Origin of the sequence: Buchnera aphidicola (Kaburagia rhusicola ensigallis) (assembly GCA_039830025.1) — a bacterium.
GTDB classification, from domain to species: Bacteria; Pseudomonadota; Gammaproteobacteria; order Enterobacterales; family Enterobacteriaceae; genus Buchnera_B; species Buchnera_B aphidicola_AW.
This window is the reverse complement of the sequence record CP140040.1, coordinates 116,133-134,455: the sequence shown is the minus strand read 5'-3', so window position 1 is coordinate 134,455 and position 18,323 is coordinate 116,133. Positions and strand designations below refer to the sequence as shown.

17 protein-coding genes are annotated in these 18,323 nt (G+C 26.3%); 1 reads left to right on the top strand and 16 read right to left on the bottom strand.

The window, feature by feature from the left end; genetic code table 11:
* Positions 1-229 precede the first annotated feature (229 nt).
* From pheT to ydiK, 8 genes are all read right to left on the bottom strand, one after another.
* Positions 230-2,614, bottom strand: a complete 2,385-nt coding sequence (gene pheT / locus U0T55_00595) for a phenylalanine--tRNA ligase subunit beta (GenBank protein ID XBC42920.1) — start codon at positions 2,612-2,614, stop codon at positions 230-232.
* A 16-nt stretch (positions 2,615-2,630) separates the two neighbouring features.
* Positions 2,631-3,614, bottom strand: a complete 984-nt coding sequence (gene pheS / locus U0T55_00590) for a phenylalanine--tRNA ligase subunit alpha (protein ID XBC42919.1) — start codon at positions 3,612-3,614, stop codon at positions 2,631-2,633.
* Positions 3,615-3,830: 216 nt separating this feature from the next.
* Positions 3,831-4,184 (bottom strand): 50S ribosomal protein L20, encoded by a 354-nt coding sequence (gene rplT / locus U0T55_00585; GenBank protein XBC42918.1) that lies wholly within the window; start codon positions 4,182-4,184, stop codon positions 3,831-3,833.
* 39 nt (positions 4,185-4,223) lie between these two features.
* Positions 4,224-4,421 carry a 50S ribosomal protein L35 gene (gene rpmI, locus U0T55_00580; GenBank protein ID XBC42917.1) on the bottom strand — a complete coding sequence of 66 codons (198 nt, stop codon included), beginning with the start codon at positions 4,419-4,421 and terminating at the stop codon, positions 4,224-4,226.
* An 87-nt stretch (positions 4,422-4,508) separates the two neighbouring features.
* Complete coding sequence (infC, locus tag U0T55_00575; GenBank protein ID XBC43062.1) at positions 4,509-5,048, bottom strand: translation initiation factor IF-3; 540 nt, start codon at positions 5,046-5,048, stop codon at positions 4,509-4,511.
* Positions 5,049-5,051: 3 nt separating this feature from the next.
* Positions 5,052-6,980 carry a threonine--tRNA ligase gene (gene thrS, locus U0T55_00570; protein ID XBC42916.1) on the bottom strand — a complete coding sequence of 643 codons (1,929 nt, stop codon included), beginning with the start codon at positions 6,978-6,980 and terminating at the stop codon, positions 5,052-5,054.
* A gap of 211 nt (positions 6,981-7,191) precedes the next feature.
* Complete coding sequence (locus U0T55_00565; protein XBC42915.1) at positions 7,192-8,238, bottom strand: 3-deoxy-7-phosphoheptulonate synthase; 1,047 nt, start codon at positions 8,236-8,238, stop codon at positions 7,192-7,194.
* A gap of 594 nt (positions 8,239-8,832) precedes the next feature.
* Positions 8,833-9,951 (bottom strand): AI-2E family transporter YdiK, encoded by a 1,119-nt coding sequence (ydiK, locus tag U0T55_00560; protein ID XBC42914.1) that lies wholly within the window; start codon positions 9,949-9,951, stop codon positions 8,833-8,835.
* 447 nt (positions 9,952-10,398) lie between these two features.
* On the opposite strand from ydiK, the gene U0T55_00555 reads away from it, so the two are divergent.
* Positions 10,399-10,776, top strand: a complete 378-nt coding sequence (locus U0T55_00555) for an iron-sulfur cluster assembly accessory protein (GenBank protein XBC42913.1) — start codon at positions 10,399-10,401, stop codon at positions 10,774-10,776.
* Positions 10,777-10,824: 48 nt separating this feature from the next.
* Here the strand turns inward: U0T55_00555 and tyrS are convergent, their stop codons facing one another.
* From tyrS to rsxA, 8 genes are all read right to left on the bottom strand, one after another.
* Positions 10,825-12,099 carry a tyrosine--tRNA ligase gene (gene tyrS / locus U0T55_00550; protein ID XBC42912.1) on the bottom strand — a complete coding sequence of 425 codons (1,275 nt, stop codon included), beginning with the start codon at positions 12,097-12,099 and terminating at the stop codon, positions 10,825-10,827.
* Positions 12,100-12,483: 384 nt separating this feature from the next.
* Positions 12,484-13,116 (bottom strand): endonuclease III, encoded by a 633-nt coding sequence (gene nth / locus U0T55_00545; GenBank protein ID XBC42911.1) that lies wholly within the window; start codon positions 13,114-13,116, stop codon positions 12,484-12,486.
* Positions 13,117-13,806 (bottom strand): electron transport complex subunit E, encoded by a 690-nt coding sequence (locus tag U0T55_00540; GenBank protein XBC42910.1) that lies wholly within the window; start codon positions 13,804-13,806, stop codon positions 13,117-13,119.
* Positions 13,799-14,428 (bottom strand): electron transport complex subunit RsxG, encoded by a 630-nt coding sequence (rsxG, locus tag U0T55_00535; protein XBC42909.1) that lies wholly within the window; start codon positions 14,426-14,428, stop codon positions 13,799-13,801. The genes U0T55_00540 and rsxG overlap by 8 nt, the downstream gene beginning before the upstream one ends.
* A gap of 5 nt (positions 14,429-14,433) precedes the next feature.
* On the bottom strand, positions 14,434-15,492 hold the full coding sequence (locus tag U0T55_00530) for an RnfABCDGE type electron transport complex subunit D (GenBank protein ID XBC42908.1): 1,059 nt from the start codon (positions 15,490-15,492) through the stop codon (positions 14,434-14,436).
* Positions 15,493-15,534: 42 nt separating this feature from the next.
* Complete coding sequence (gene rsxC / locus U0T55_00525; protein ID XBC42907.1) at positions 15,535-17,109, bottom strand: electron transport complex subunit RsxC; 1,575 nt, start codon at positions 17,107-17,109, stop codon at positions 15,535-15,537.
* 88 nt (positions 17,110-17,197) lie between these two features.
* Entirely contained in the window at positions 17,198-17,656 is a 459-nt protein-coding gene (locus U0T55_00520; protein XBC43061.1) for an RnfABCDGE type electron transport complex subunit B, read from the bottom strand.
* Positions 17,657-17,717: 61 nt separating this feature from the next.
* Positions 17,718-18,299 (bottom strand): electron transport complex subunit RsxA, encoded by a 582-nt coding sequence (gene rsxA, locus U0T55_00515; protein ID XBC43060.1) that lies wholly within the window; start codon positions 18,297-18,299, stop codon positions 17,718-17,720.
* Positions 18,300-18,323: the final 24 nt, after the last annotated feature.

Sequence of the window (18,323 nt, the reverse complement as noted above, 5' to 3'; positions counted from 1 at the left end):
TTAAATTTCAAATATATAAATTTCTTAAAAACTATTACTTCATTACACATAACAATATTTAAAAACAATTATAAATTAGTTCTAAATTACTTTCAAGTAAATCTGATTTTAAAATCACATGAAAAATATTCCAAAATTTTTATTAAATTAAAAATTCATAATATATATATATTAATTTCCTGAGTTATAGTAATAACTATTATGCTTTTTTAAATTTAATATATATATTTTATCTTAATTGCGCATTAAATTTCAGTTTTAATGTTTCAATACATTTTTGCAAAATTTTTGAAACTTCTTGTTCTGTAAAAGTTTTATTCTTATTTTCAAATGTCAAACGTAATGCCAAACTTTTTTTTCCTATTCCTATTTGACTTCCACGAAAAATATCAAATAAATTGATTTCAACAATTGCTTCGAAAGAAGATTTTTTACACGCTAAAATAATATCTCTAACCGGGACCACTTCATCTACAATTATAGAAATATCTCTAATACTTCTTGGATATTCAGAAATAGTTGTTATTTTCGTGTAATTTAAAGAAGAAATTTTGTTCCACATAAGTTCAAATACAACCGTTCTATATTTTAAATCTAATTTTTTTTCTAAATTTGGACTAATACTGCCCATAAAACCAATTATTTTATTTTTAAGATAAATAGCAACACTTTGACTAGGATGTAATCCTGGAATATAAAATTTTTTAAACGTTACTAGATGTAATTTTCCTAATACATCTAATACAGATTCTACATTACCTTTTAAATCATAAAAATCACTTTTTTTTTCTAATACGTCCCAATGAAATTCATCTCTATATCCACTTAATATTCCGGAAAAATACAAAATTTGTTCAACTCCTAAATTTTTTTTAGAATTCTGTAAAAAACATAATCCACTTTCAAAAAAGCGCAATCTATTTTCTTGACGATTTTGATTATAAATAATACTTGATAATAATCCAGGCCATAAAGAAACTCGCATAGATGACATATCTCTCGAAATAGGATTAGACAAATGCAAAGGAACTATATCAGGAAATAATAATTGTTGTAACTTGGGATCAACAAATCCATATGTAATTATTTCATGATATCCTTGATCTACTAAAAATAGTTTAGCTCTATTTAACAAAGTGTACGCTTGATCATCGCATATAACGTGCGAACGCGTAGATATAGGAACTGAAAAAATTTTTTTATATCCAATAATACGTAATAATTCACCAATGACATCTTCTTCTATATTAATATCTAATCTCCAACTAGGAGGGAATATTGATAAATATTGATCATTAACAATTACTTTAAAACCTAATTTTGTTAAATTATAGATAATTGATTCATCACTAATAACATGTCCAATAATTTTATATAATTTTTTTCGATACAACTTAATTCTTATTTGGTTAAATATCTTTGTACTGCTAATTTTGGATGTAATAACGCTAGCTTCTCCACAACACAATTTTAAAATTAAATAAGTAGCATATTCCAATACTTCATGTTGTATAGTTGCATCAACTCCTCTTGCGTAACAGTTTGTAAAAGCATTTTTACATCCATATTTAAAAGATTTTTTCGAAATATCTGGATTAGCATACAATCCGCATCCTAAAAATAAACTTTTAGAATCAAAGTCTATTTTTGAAATACAAGAATTCACATGCCCACCTAAAACTAATATTTTTTCTTCATCTGATACTACTAACGTATCGCTATCTATCAATATTTTTTGATTACTATCGCTAACAAAATTTTCATTCTTATAAGATTTTCTTATAATAATTTTATCAGAAATACTACTTAAATTAATAACATACAACGGCTGCCCTAATTCTATTAATACATAGTTTATAATATTCACAATAACATTAGAAGATTTTATGGAAGAACGTTTAAGTCTTTCTAACATCCAAAATGGAGTATTAACTGTAGCATCAATATTAGTCATAATCCTTCCAAAAAAACGATGACAAATGTCTGGAATATTAATTAATATTTCTAACTTTTCTGTGCTCTTGACTAAATTAAAATATTTTTGTAAATGCGGAAGAGGCAAATTATTCCATGCTGCAAGATCTCGTGCTATACCTAATATACTTAATGCATCTGAACGATTAGGAGTACTGCTAATTTTAATAATATGATCATCTAAAGACAAATATTCACATGCATTCGAACCCACTACAGCATAAAATGGTAACATAATGATACTACTATCGATATTTGTTATACCTAAATCTTCATGAAAACAAATGATTCCATCATTTTTTATTGCTTGTAATTCAACTAACTTGAAAAACGTATTGTCAAATAATCTAGAATTTGTAGTAGCTATAACTACTTTATCACCTTTTGTAAAACTAACATACCTGGATACCACTTGAATACATACATTATTCCCAATACTAATTTTTACTAATAGCAATTGAGCAGTATTGTAATGTACCAAACATTTAATTATCTCACCAACAATCAAATTAGTGCACATACTTGAAATTTTAGTCACTTTTTCTACTTCTAATCCTAGTTCCGTCATTTGATTGCATAACAATCGAACATTTACATCTGGATTTATCCATTCTCGTAACCATCTTTCACTAAATTCCATTACTACATACTCACTTTTATTTAAATTGTTTAAGAAATTTTAAATCATTTTCAAAAAATGTGCGAATATCTGAAATTCCATAACGTAACATAGCAATTCTTTCTACTCCTAAACCAAAAGCATAACCAGAATATTCCTCTGAATCAATATTAACATTTTTTAATACATTTGGATGAACCATACCACAACCTAATATTTCTAACCATTTTTTATTGTTTCCTAAAATATCTACTTCAGTTGATATGAAAGTGAAAGGGAAATATGACGGTCTAAATCGAATTTTAATACTATTTTCAAAAAAATAATTCAAAAATAATTCAATTATCCATTTTAAATTAGAAAAATTCACATTTTTGTTAATTACTAACCCTTCAATTTGATGAAACATAGGTGTATGAGTACTATCGCAATCATTTCTATATACCTTTCCTGGTACAATAATTGTAATTGGTAATTGCATTTTTTTCATAGATCTAATTTGCATATTAGAAGTTTGAGTTCGTAATAAACGATGAGAATCAAACCAAAAAGTATCATGATCAGTTCTAGACGGATGATTCTTCGAAATATTTAACGCATCAAAATTATGATAATCATCATCTATTTCTTGCCCTCTAACAATTTCAAATCCTAATTTTAAAAAAAAACTTTCTACATCACTAATTACTTGGGTTATTGGATGTAATGCACCAACATTATTACGACGTCCAGGCAATGATATATCAATAATATCTTCCTGTAATAATTTGTCGTAAGATGATCTTTCTAACTGTTGCTGATATCTACGAAACAAAATTTTTAAATCAGTTTTAACTTTGTTTAACATTTCACCAAATTTTCTTTTTTCATTTTTTGAAACATGACGTAATTGAAATATTTTAGAAGAAACATATCCTTTTTTTCCTAAATACTTGACTTTTAATATATTTAATTCTTGTACAGTTGTAATATTTTTTATCTCTGTATTTACTAATTGCATTAATTTCACAGAATCAAACACGATTTTTCCTTAGTTCTCTATTACATACCATAAAATAGTAACAACACCAGCCATATCAAAAAGCTTCCTTACTTGGAAGCTTTTTAAAATTATCTCAATTTTTAAATGATACGAATTATAATTTGAGCTATATTATATATTTTACATAACTTCATCATTACAAAACAATTTTACATTAGGAGAGATTAGTTACTCCCTCCTAAATATTCATTCTTATTATAATGAACTTTTTGAATGTTGTACTAATAAATTAAAAGCATCGCTGTCAAAAAGTGCAATGTCAGATAATATTTTTCGATCAATGTTTATAGACGATTGTTTTAAACCATACATAAATTGACTATAAGACATCTGGTTAGCACGTGCAGCAGAATTGATGCGAGAAATCCATAGTTTTCTAAATTGACGCTTTTTTTGACGACGATCGCGATAAGAATATTGTCCTGACTTAATAACAGCTTGACAAGCCGACCTATAGGTTCTTGATCGTGCACCATAATAACCTTTGGCTTTCTTCAAAACTTTTTTATGACGAGCATGAGAAATTACCCCACGTTTTACGCGAGCCATGGTGTTTTTCTCCTTTTCTTAAAATAAATTTCAATTAGTTCATAAATAAGGTAAAAATAGACGCACCCTATTGTTATCTTTTTGAGATACCACTATTTTTGAACGCAAATTTCTTTTACGATCAGTAGATTTTTTTGTTAAAATATGTCTTAAGTTAGCTTGTTTTCTCTTAAATCTACCAGATGCAGTTTTTTTAAAACGCTTAGCTGCACTACGTAAAGTTTTAATTCTAGGCATTATAATATTCCAATTTAAAATTAACATAGGAATGTAATAAAAAACAACAAAATAATATTAATTATAATTTATATTATAACAATTTTGTTACTTTCTTTTAGGTGCTAAAACCATGATCATTTGACGACCTTCAATTTTAGATGGAAAAGTTTCTATCAAAGCTAATTCTATTAAATCATTTTTGATACGATTCAATACTTGTATACCAATTTGTTGATGAACCATTTCACGTCCACGAAAACGCAAAGTAATTTTTACTTTATGTCCATCTTTTAAAAAACGAATCAAACTACGTAATTTAACTTGATAATCACCTTCATCGGTTCCAGGACGAAATTTCACTTCCTTAACATGAATTATTTTTTGCTTTTTCCGTTGTTCCTTGATAGATTTACTTTTTTTATATAAAAATTTTCCATAATTCATAATACGACATACTGGAGGTTCAGCATTTGGACTAATCTCAACTAAATCTGCTCCTATTTCTTTTGCTTTATTTAAAGCGTCTTTTAAAGTAACAATACCAATCTGTTCTCCATTAAAACCAGAAAGACGAACTTTCAAAGCACGAATTTCATGATTTATTCGATTAGGTTTTATGATTTGTACTCTCTTTCCACCTTTAATACTTTATTCCTCCGATAAATGTAAACTTCGATTTATAATTTCTGTATTTAGCTTTTTAATAAAATATTGTGTATCTACTAATACAACATTTTTCCCAGAACGCATTCTAAAAGTAATTTTATTACTCATTACTTCTTTATCACCGCAAATAACAATATATGGAATTTTCTTTAAAATTTGCTCTCTAATCTTAAAACCAATTTTTTCATTTCTTATATCTACTTCAACTCGTATACCTAAATTAAGCCAACTATTAAATAACGTTGTAATATATTTTACATGTTGCTTGTTTACACTAATCAAAACTACCTGTACCGGAGCTAACCACACTGGAAAATTACCAGAATATTCTTCTATTAAAATCCCTATAAATCGTTCAATTGATCCTAATACTGCTCTATGAATTATTATAGGTTCTTTTTTTTCATTATTTTTATCAATGTAAAAAGCACCTAAACGCTTAGGCAAATAAAAATCTAGTTGTATAGTTGCGCATTGCCAAATTCTTCCTAAACAATCACGTAAAGACAATTCGATCTTAGGACCGTAAAATGCTCCTTCTCCTTGTTGATATTCAAATGATACACCACTTTCTTTCAATGACGTTGCTAAATCATTTTCAGCTCTATCCCATGTCTCGTCACTTCCAATTCTATTGCTAGGTCGAGTAGATAACCTTACCAAAATTTTTTTAAAACCAAAAATTGCATAAACATCATATATCATCTTTATGCAATTACCGATTTCACTTCGAATTTGATCTTTTCTACAAAAAATATGAGCGTCATCTTGCGTAAAATTTCTAATCCTCATTAATCCATGTAAAGAACCTGATGGTTCATTGCGATGACAACTTCCAAATTCCGACATACGAATAGGAAGATCTCGATAAGAATGTAAAATACAATTGAAAATTTGAACATGACCAGGACAATTCATAGGTTTTATTCCATAAACATTGTTTTCCGAATGCGTCATAAACATAAATTCTCGATAATTATCTAAATGACCACTATCTTTCCAAACTTTTTGATTCATAATCAACGGTGTTTGAACTTCCTGATATCTGTACTTCCATAGTTTCTCACGCATAAATTTTTTTAATTCTCGGAAAACAACCAAACCATTATGATGCCAAAAAATCATACCTGGAGATTCTTCTTGAATATGATACAAACTTAATTTCTTAGATATTTTTCTATGATCTCTTTTCTCAGACTGATGTACATATTCCAAATGCATTTTTAATTCATTCGATGTACTCCACGCCGTTCCATAAATTCTTTGTAAGATTTTATTTTCTGTTTTTCCATTCCAATATACACCAGAAAATTTTTGTAATTTAAAATAACGACAAACAGAAATATTAGGAATTGCAATTCCGCATTGAAAATCAACATACGTTTGATGAAAACATAAAGAAACGATTTGATTAATATCAAAATCATTTTTTAAAATTAGTAATTTATATATTTCAGAACATTTTTCAAATATTTCGTACGCTTTCTTCCATGTTACTTTCTGCACACAAACATCATATTTTCTTTGAATTATATCTAACATACGACTTTCTAATAAAGTTAAATCTGTATCTCTAAACGTGAAGTTTACATCTATATCGCAATAAAATCCATTTTCTATAACAGACTTCTTACCAATTTTAGCATTAGGCCACAACTCTTTTACAGCATACCCCAAAACGCAAGTAAGAGCGTTACGAATAATATTTAAATAAACTTTATCATGATTATAAATTATTCTAATGTCAGCATCGTAATCTATAATAGTATACTTATTTACGCTTATACCATTAACATATCCAAAACAACAATTTTTTACTAAACTAGGAGAAATATTTTTTACAATATCTAAGACTGAAATAGCATTTTTATATATTAGTTTACTTCCGTCTAACAACGTAATAACGGGCATGTCCAATCCTTAACTTCAACATTGCTCTATTTGCTTACTGTATTCATCAAAATTTAAATATAAAACTTAATGTATTGATATAAAAAATAAAAAACTAAATATACATATATTAACATCCATATCAAAAAAATTGATTTTTAAAAATAATTAATTAAATATACAATTTTATATAAAAATACTAGCAAAAAAATTAAAGTTAACATTACAACGATTAAAATCTACTATTTACAGCATTAGCTAGTTTTTGAATAAGATATACACTATCATTCCATCCTAAACAAGGATCAGTTATTGATTTTCCATAAGTTAATGGTTTATTATGTATAACTTTTTGAGATCCTTCTTCTATGAAACTTTCAATCATAACACCAAAAATGGCAGTAGAACCATCTCTAATTTGTTTCGATATAGATTCTCCTACATCACACTGACGTCTATGTTGCTTTAAGCAATTTCCATGACTAAAATCTATCATTAAATATTCTAAAAGATTAAACTCTTGCAAATATCTCACAGTTAAATCTATATCTTTAGCATGATAATTAGGAGATTTTCCTCCTCTCATAATAACATGTCCAAATGGATTTCCACTAGTATGATTTATCGTCATTTGTCCATGTTTATCAGGTGCTAAAAATAAATGTTTAACACTTGCAGCACGAATAGCATCTATTGCAATTCGTATGTTTCCATCAGTTCCATTCTTAAATCCTACTGGACAAGATAATGCTGATGCCATTTCGCGATGAATCTGACTTTCAGTAGTTCTTGCTCCTATTGCACCCCAACTTATTAAATCTGCTATAAATTGTCCGATTACTATATCTAAAAATTCAGTTGCAGCAGGCAATCCTAATTCATTAATATCTAATAATAATTTTCTGGCGATTGATAAACCATGATTTACTCGAAAACTACCATTTAAATCAGGATCAGAAATAAGTCCTTTCCATCCTATTACAGTACGTGGTTTTTCAAAATAAGTACGCATTACAATTTCTAAACGAGAAGAATACTTTTTACGCAAGTCATTCAATTTTCTTGCATATTCTACTGCAGCTAAAGGATCATGAACTGAACAAGGCCCTATGACAACTAATAAACGTAAATCAGTTCCTGTCATAATATTGGCTATATTTTTTCTAGCTTGAATAACAGTATCCATAATAGAAGAAGTAATGGGATAACGTTTTGCTAATTCAAATGGAGTAATTAGTGGATCGATTCGTATTGTTCTTAATTCGTCTGTTTTTTTCATGTTTTTCTCTAAATATGTACTATATTATAATATATAATAAAATTATAATCAGCATAATGAAGCATCAATTATAAAATTTAAAATAAGGAAAATACGTTATATAAAAAAATAATTTAAAATAAATATTATTTTTACATGCTCTAACATCAAAAATATATTAAATAAAAGATATCAATGTTCTAAAAAATAATCATTAAGTCATTATATAAAGAATAAATATAACTAATAATTTATTTAAAATATCTTTAAAAATAATTAAATATATTTTTATGCGTGGTATTTAAAATTTTCAACAATAATATTAAAGTAATTACAAAAAGTTTTATTCAAAAATAATTTATAATGCAAAAATATATTAATAATTAACGCAATGAACTTTGTTTAAAAAAACTAATAAAATACTTACACTAATAATTCACAACATTAATATCATCAATAATTATATTACAAAGTTATTTTAATAATATTATGTAAATTTAGAATAAAATATTAAAAATCTAAAAAATATAATCACTAAAACATTCAAAACAACTCAACTATTTTTTATAAATTGTTATTATTAAAAAACAAATATAAATTATTTAATTAATATTATTAATCTTTATTTTTAATTTTATTTTTTAATAAAAAATGTTTTATCGATTCTTTTGATAAAGAACTAGGAGCTGGTATTTCATCCATCCAAGAAGAAATAAGACGATATGATATTACTAATACTACTGGACCAATAAATAAACCAATCATACCAAACGCAATCAAACCGCCTATTACTCCTGATAAAATTAATACAGTTGGAAAATCAGCACCTATTCGTATAAGAACAAGACGCAATACGTGATCTAATACACATACAATGAAGCTCCAAATGAATAGAACGGTTCCCCAAGTAGTATTACCATGCCAGTACAACCATATAATGGCAGGAATTAATACAGGCAATGGTCCTAATTGAACTAAACATAAAAGAATCATCAACATCATTAACAAAGAAGAATATGGAATACCAGAAATAGCTAATCCTATTCCTCCTAAAATTCCTTGAACTAATGCAGTAACAACAACTCCTAAAGCCACTGCTCTAACTGCTTGCCCAGCTAAAGAAACAACCGAATCTCCAGAATGCGAACCCAAACGAACCGCAAAATGTCTAATGATGTTTCTCATTCTCTCACCATTCCAATATAAAAGAGAACTAAAAATTAACATTAAAATTAAATGAATAATAAATCGACTAACATGACCTACTTGAGCAACAAAAAATTCAGTAGTTTTACCCATATATGGTTGTACTTTAGTAATTAATTCAGAACCACCTTCGTCTAATAGTTTTTGATAACTAGAAAACAATTTTACTCCAATAATGGGAATATCTTGTAACCAATAAAGATCAGGAAATCTTAAATTTTCTGAACTTAACCAACTAATTACTGAAGTACTATTGTCGATTAAACTATTCACTAAACAAAAAATTGGAATGATAAAAATTAACAATAAAATAATAATCATTGTGATGACAGCACATGCTCGATTGCCCCATAATAAAGATTGCAATTTTAAAAAAACTGGCCATGTTGCTATTACTACCATACTAGCCCAAGAAAATCCTAAAAAAAATGGACGCATGATCCATAGACTAGAAAAAATCATAATAATAATAAATATTAGAGAAAAAATAGCTTGCGGTAAATCCATACTTTCTCGCTTATTTTGCATATAAACATTATACCTTTATATTTCCTTAAGCATTATATGTACAAAAAATTATAAAAATAAATCTAAAAAGTTTTTAATACTAAAAAATTGAATAATAATCTATTTTTTAGAACTTGAAATTGTAAACAATTATAGAACCTAAAATGTAAAAATAATGTTGTATATTTTATATAATATATTTATGATACATACTAATGTTACTAAATAAATCCATTGAATTTTTTTAGCCAATACAATACAATAAATCTATATTTATAGATAATAAAAAAAATTAAAATATCTTATTTCTATTAAAATAATAGATAACAATTAATTATACTACTTAATGCTATATATTTACATACATAAATTTTATTTGTATTTTAATGTTTAAAAACGTATTATGTTTTGTCCTTCATTAAAATAAAAACCAACATCATACAAAATATATAAACATGAGAATATAAAATGAATGAAAATACTTATATAACCTTATTTTCCACAAAAAAATACACTAAAAATATTCAAGGAATAAAAATAAGCTACCATGCAGAAAAACAAATCTATAAATTAATAAAAAAAGAAAATAAAAAGGGAATTAAATTAGGAATAAAAAAATCAGGATGTGCTGGAATGAAATATTTCATGGAACCAATAAAAACAATATGCGATACCGATATTAGTTTTATTTCTAAAAAAATATTAATATTAATACATTTTCAACACATATTAATATTAGACGGAATAAAAATAGATTTCGTTAAAAAAGGTATAAATTATATATTTCAATTCAAAAATGACAAAATAAGAAATTTTTGTGGTTGCGGAGAAAGTTTTGATATATAATTTCTATATTTTAAAAAAGACGTTTTATCAAAATACATATAAATATTATCATTTATTCCAACATATCAAACAAAAATTTTTTTTTCCTCGAGACAACAACGTATATCTTCTAAATAAGATATCATTATTTGAAAGAATGTACATTACATCATTCTTTATAACATCATTAATAGAAATAGAATTAGATAGAATCATATTTCTAGCTTGAGTACGAGATTGGGCTAAACAAGAGTCAACTAATACTTGCTGTAAATCTCGAACACCTGATACATTAATTGAAGGAATACCGTCTTGTTCTAATTGAAAAAAATCAGATTCTTTCATATTAGAAAAATTACCATAAAACAAACACGAAGAAATACGCTGAGCTGCTTGAATTCCGTGTTGACCATGTACTATTTTAGTAAGGTACTTTGCCAAAAATAATTTAGCTTCATTTAACTTAATACTAGAAGTAAAAACTTCCATAGCATCTATTTCAGATATATTTAAAACAGTAAAAAACTTTAAAAATTTATATACATCACTATCAGATATGTTAATCCAATATTGATAAAATTTATAAGGACTAGTTTTATTTGAATCTAACCATACTGTATTATTTTCTGTTTTTCCAAATTTCATTCCATTTTTTTGTGTTAGTAAGGGCAACGTTAAACCAAATGCCTCATTTTTATATAATTTTCGAATTAATTCAATTCCAGATACAATATTTCCCCATTGATCAGATCCACCAATTTGTAATATTATATTATACTTATGATGTAAAAAAGAAAAATCATAAGCTTGCAACAAATTGTAAGAAAATTCTGTAAACGAAATTCCTGTTCCTTCGCGATTAATTCGTTTCTTGACTGCATCTCGAGTAATCATTTTTTTAATAGAAAACTTTTTTCCTACAACGCGTAAAAATGTTAATAAAGATAAATCTTCGAACCATTCATAATTATTTACAATCATTGCACTACTAAAACTTAAATTAAAATCTAAAAATAAAGAAATCTGATCAGTAATTGTTTTTTTCCAAACATTAATCCGTGCTATTGAATTCAATTGTCTTTCGGAATTTTTAAAACTTGGATCTCCAATTAAACTTGTTGCGCCTCCTAATAAAACAACAGGCTTATGACCAAATGTCTGAAATCGTTTTAAGCATAATAATGGCAGAATATGACCTATATGCAAACTTTCCGCAGTTATATCGAAACCGCAATACAAAGAAATATTGTCATTCTGAACTAAGCACATTAATTTTTGTTCATTAGTTATTTGGGCTATTAAATTTCTTTGTTTAAATTCATGAATTAAATTAACTCGATGCATAAAATTTCCTGATACTAAAATACAACATAAATTAATTTTTAATATAGTAAAATTATTAATTGTGTTAAACTAAACCTCCTACTTAATTATTTACTATCATTGATTTCTACCTAAAAAATTTTATCTAATATAGTAGCAATACTCGAAAAAAATACATTGCAAAAATGTTTAAAAACATGCATAAAGCATATATATGAAATAGTCAAAACAAATAAAATATATAACATAAATTGCATAAAAACCTTACGACGCGATAAATAAACAATATATGCTATACAAAAAAACGCATGACTTTAATTTCATTGTCTATGATTGCTACATTCCGTATAAAATAAAAATGATAATATAAACAACATTTAATTAACATTACAAGCATAACTTATACTAAATGTTTTTATACTCGAACTTACATAAATGTTTCACCAAACATATAGAACATTTTGGACGTTTAGACATACATACATAACGGCCATGAAGAACAAACCAATTATGAAAATGTAGCTTAAACGCTTCAGGCACTATATTCAATAATTTTTGTTCTGTTTTTATTTCTGTTGTTTCTTGTATAAACCCTATTCTATTACAAACTCTGAATACATGGGTATCTACTGCAATAGTTTTTTTTTGAAATGCACAATTTAAAACTACATTGGCAGTTTTCCTTCCTACTCCCGGCAAAGATTGTAAATCAATAAAACTATTAGGAACTTGTCCGTTATACCTATTTAATAAAATATCACAAGTTCTAATAATATTAAAAGATTTTTTATTAAATAAACCTAATTCTTTTATATAATTCTTTAAACCGTATATACCTATTGATAAAATAGATAAAGGTGTATTAGCAACGCTATACAAGCGCTTAGTAACTTTATTTACCATACGATCAGTAGATCGTGCTGATAACATTACTGAAATCAATAATTCAAAATTTGAAGAAAAATTTAGTTCTGTTTTCGGTTCAGGATTGATTTTAGAAAAAATAAATAAAATTTCATTAAGTGAATTACAATGCAACTATTTTTTTCCTTGACGCGATGAAGACTTATTTACACATAACGAACAATCGTTCGAACTAATTTTTTTATCTATAAAATTTTTTCCAGCTAAAATAAATCCTAAAACCATAAATGCACCTGACGGATATAAAAAAAACAACATTGTATGATTGGAATTAATTATTTTTACATAAAGCAACTTCGACCAAGACCCAAATAAATTTTCAATACCAAAGAAAAGCGTTCCATTTCCAATAATTTCTCTAATAGATCCAATTATAAAAATAGCTAAGGTAGATCCTAATCCTATAAATAGTCCATCTATAAACGAAATAAATACAGAATTCTTTATAGCAACAAAATCAGCTCGGCTACATATAACGCAATTAGTAATAATTAAAGGAATAAACATACCTAAAGACTGATATAAGTTCAATGAATACGCATTAATTAAACAATCAAAACAACTTACAACAGCACTAATAATCATTATGTAAATAGGAATACGAACGTTTTTAGGGATCCAATATCTACATGCTGATATAATAACATTAGTACAAACTAAAACTAATGTTGTTATCAAACCTAATCCTAATGCATTAGTAGCGTTAATAGTTACTGCCAAAATAGGACACAATCCAAGTAATTGCACCAAAGAAGAATTATTAGTCCATATTCCATAATTTAAAATTTTAAAAAAACTATTCATAATAAGAACTACAATTATCAAATTTTTTATTTTTAAATGCTACATGTTTTACTAAACTAACAGTTCTCTTTACAGCGTTCACTACAGCTAACGGAGTAATAGTAGCTCCTGTAAATTGATCAATATTACCTCCATATTTTTTTAAAGAAAAACGAGAATCATTCAAACCTGAGACAACAACACCTGAAAATCTAGTGATCCAATCTGAAATGTGAATATCAATTTTATCTCCTAATCCAGGAGTTTCATGATGATCCAATATACGTACACCTAAAATTTTGTTGTTTAAATCAGAAGATACAATCATTTTTATATTTCCTGAATATCCATCTGGTGCTATTGTCTCAAAAATTACTGCTTTTATTTTATTATTTTTTTTAACTATCCAAAACCGATGATTTTTATTATCCCCTAAAAGTTTATGATTCATAATAAAACACGAAGTAGCTGTATTGTGCAAAAGATCTTTAGGCAAAATAGTATCTAAAATAATTTTTTGATGATATTCTTTTTGCAACATTATTATAGGTTTAGTTAACAAATATACTATAATTACACTACTGGCTGTAACAATAGAAAACATAAATAACGTTATTGGAATTGAATAATTTTTTTTTAACATAATAATTATTTTATTTTCCCATAAATACGTGGTTGAGTATAATGATCTATTAACGGAACAAGGGAATTAGCAAGCAATATGGAAAACGATATAGCATCAGGATATCCTCCAAAAGTCCTAATAATCCATATTAAAACTCCAATAAACCCCCCAAATATTATACGTCCTATCTTAGTTATTGATGTCGTAACAGGATCTGTTGCAATAAAAAAAACACTTATCATAGTGCTTCCTAGAAATAATTGAATTAATGGAGAAATACTGTCATGTTTTAAATAAAAAAAATCAAATAAATAGCAAGAAAAAAGAGATAATAAAATGCTAAACGAAATTCTCCAACAAATAATTTTTTTAATCAATAAAAAAATACCTCCTATAAAAAAACCAAAATTAATTAATATCCAATGACGATACATTGTTATTTCATCTACAAAAGACATAACAGAAGCGACATTAACTAAAACATTTTTATTGTGTATTCTAATTTGTTCTAAAGGTGTAACTTGAGTTATAAAGGTCGGTATATCACAAAATTGAGACATTATTTTATAATAATCGTCTAAATTAGTAAAAAAAATAATTGACATTACGTCTTTAAAACTTAGTGTATCCAGTAATATTAAATTATTTTGAAAGGACCAATTAGTCATTAACACAGGAAACGAAACTAGTAATATTGCATATCCTGCCATCGCAGGATTAAATATGTTATATCCCAAACCTCCATACAATTGTTTTGTTATCACAATAGAAAAAAATGACCCTATAATAGACATCCACCACGGTGAATAAGCAGGCAAACTTAATCCCAACAAAATTCCAGTTAAAAGTGGAGAAAAATCAAAATAATATGTATAAATATCTTTTTTCCGCAATTTCAAAACAAATAGTTCAAATATTACTGATGCAAAACTAGCAAGTAATATTTGAATTAATATCGCTATTTTGAAATAATAACATTCTATTATTATTCCAGGAACAATAGCTAATATTACTAATAACATAATATCATTAGTACTTCTGAAGAAAAAAATACCATTAACTTTAGTATATTGATAATCCATAATTTAATTTTGCAAAGTTAATTTCAAAAAAATATAATAGCATTATTGTCTATCTATTAAACATTTATTCAATTTTTGCTTCTGTTTAGCTCGATTTATAGCAGCTTCTAACTCTACTTTCCTTATATTTTGAGACTTGTTCGTAATCAAATTCTCAATTTTTTTATCCAAAATGAGATTTTCTTCAAATTTTTTATCTAAAATACTATTAGACAATATAATATTTTCATTAATTGATTCTAAAGAACGTAATCTAGATTGACGAGACAAAAATAACTTTTTAAATTTGGTAGATAGATTTTCTTTCAAAATTATTTTGTTTATTTTTAGTTTTTCTTTTCTAAAATAAGTTAACAAAGGGATATTACTAGGACATACTTGCTCACAAATTCCGCATTCAATACACTCTTGGATAGAATATTCTTTAGATTTATCATGATCACGCGATTTGCTATAAAAATATAATTGTTCCGGTAATAAATTCATTGGACATGCTCTAGAACACATTGTACAACGTATACAGGGTTGTTCTAACTCATATTTCAAAAGTGAAGATTTTAAAAATAAAACACTGTTACTAGTTTTCAAAATTGGAAAATTAACATTATCAACTATAAATCCAGTTATCGGACCTCCTAAAATAATACTATTGCTCTTAAAATTAATATTATTTTCCAGCAATATATGTTTAACAGGAGTACCTATTCGAACTAAAAAATTTTTCTGATATAATGCGTCTTTATCTGAAAGAGTGACAATTCTTTCGGTTAAAGGTTCACCATTTAATATAGCTCGTTTGATAGAAAAAATAGTAGCAACATTAAATAAAATTATTCCCAAATGTATTGAATGTTTTCCTGAAGGAATCTCTTGATCAAATAACGTTTTTATTAATTGTTTACTACTACCAGATGGATATTTTTTTTTGATTTTTCGTATTTCAAAACCAGAAAGATGATTTATTGCATCATGAACTTTGATATATGCTAAATGTTTATCATCTTCTATAGCAATTAAAACAAACTTAATTTTCAAAATCCACATCACAATTTGACATCCTTGTACAATTTCTGTAGCAAAATTTTGCATCAAACAATCATCAGATGTAACATACGGTTCACTTTCAGCAGCATTTACTACTAAAGTATGTACTTTTTTAATAGAATATTTTAATTTTTTAGAAGATAAAAATCCAGCTCCACCTAATCCAACAATTCCAGCATTATAAATAAACTGAATAATTTTATTGACACTTAAATCTTTATAATTATGAATTGGAGTACGATTAATCCATCGATCTTTTCCATCAGACTGTATATTAATGACACTATAGCGTTTATTAGAAAAAAATTTAAATTCTTCATTTGTAATTTGAGTAATTAAACCGGATGCAGGGGAATGCATGGGAGCAATATTTTTATATCCTAATGCTAATACTTGACCACGTAATACTATCTGTCCAATATTAACTACTATTTTATTTTTTATAACTACTACATCATCTACTAAAATAGTAAATATTTTTGGAGTATTGAGGACATTCAATTTAGACGATGTTTGATTGGATTTCATAGACATAAAATCTATTCCTCCATCAAAATCATTTGATTTTCGCAATATAAGTATATTTTCAATATACGAAAAAAAAATTTTAATAATGTTTATCACGTAATTAACATATTTATATATATTTCTTTTGAAACCATCAATAAAGACTATCATATAATATTTTTTTTTCTTTAATACAATTCGTAGGACACAAAGGTACACATAAACCACAACCAGTGCACATACTTGGCAACACTGTATGCATAAAATTGTATGATCCTACTATAGCATCAACAGGACATACTAATCTACATTTTGAACAACCAACACAATTATTTTCATCAATAATTACTATTTTTTGGAGTATATTTGTAGAAGAACATAAATTTTTGTATTTCAATTCATCATGGTTTAGTAAGTTCGCAATTTTAAAAACAATTTCGTTACCGCCAGGAATACATTTATCTATACTTTCACCGTCATTTCCAATCGCACTAGCATAAGCATAACATCCAGGATAATTACATTGCGCACATTGCGTTTGAGGTAATAATGCATCAATTTTATCTACAATAGGATCAGAATCAATATTAAATTTATGTGAAACATAATTTATTAACGACCCTAAAAAAATACTTAAAAAACCAAAAAAAAAATCGCATACAACATAAAAAAAATCATACGTTTAATAATCCATTAAATCCCATAAACGAAACCGACATCAAACTAGCAGTAATTAATGCAATAGGATTCCCTTTAAAAGGATAGGGAACATCAGATAAAAATAAACGTTCTCTTATTCTAGAAAACATTACTAACACCAGTAAAAAACCTATAGAAGAACTAAGACCATACAAAAATGATTGTAAAAAATGGAAATTTAAACGTATATTTAATAAAGGAATAGCTAATACCGAACAATTGCTAGTAATTAATGGCAAATATATACCTAATGATCTGTATAAGACAGGGCTAACTTTTTTTATTATCGTTTCAATAATTTGCACACTAACTGAAATAACTAGCATATAGGTCATAATTCTAAGACATACCAAATCTAATGGAACTAATACACAGTAATTAATTATCCACGATATAATAGAGATACATGTTATCACTCCAACAGTAGCACATCCCAACCCAATTGCTGAATTAACTGTTTTAGAAGTTCCCATAAAAGGACATAGTCCTAAAAACTGTACTAAAATCAGGTTATTAACTAACATATTATTTAAAAAAAATAACACGTAACTCACTATAATACCTATATTTTACCGATGAAA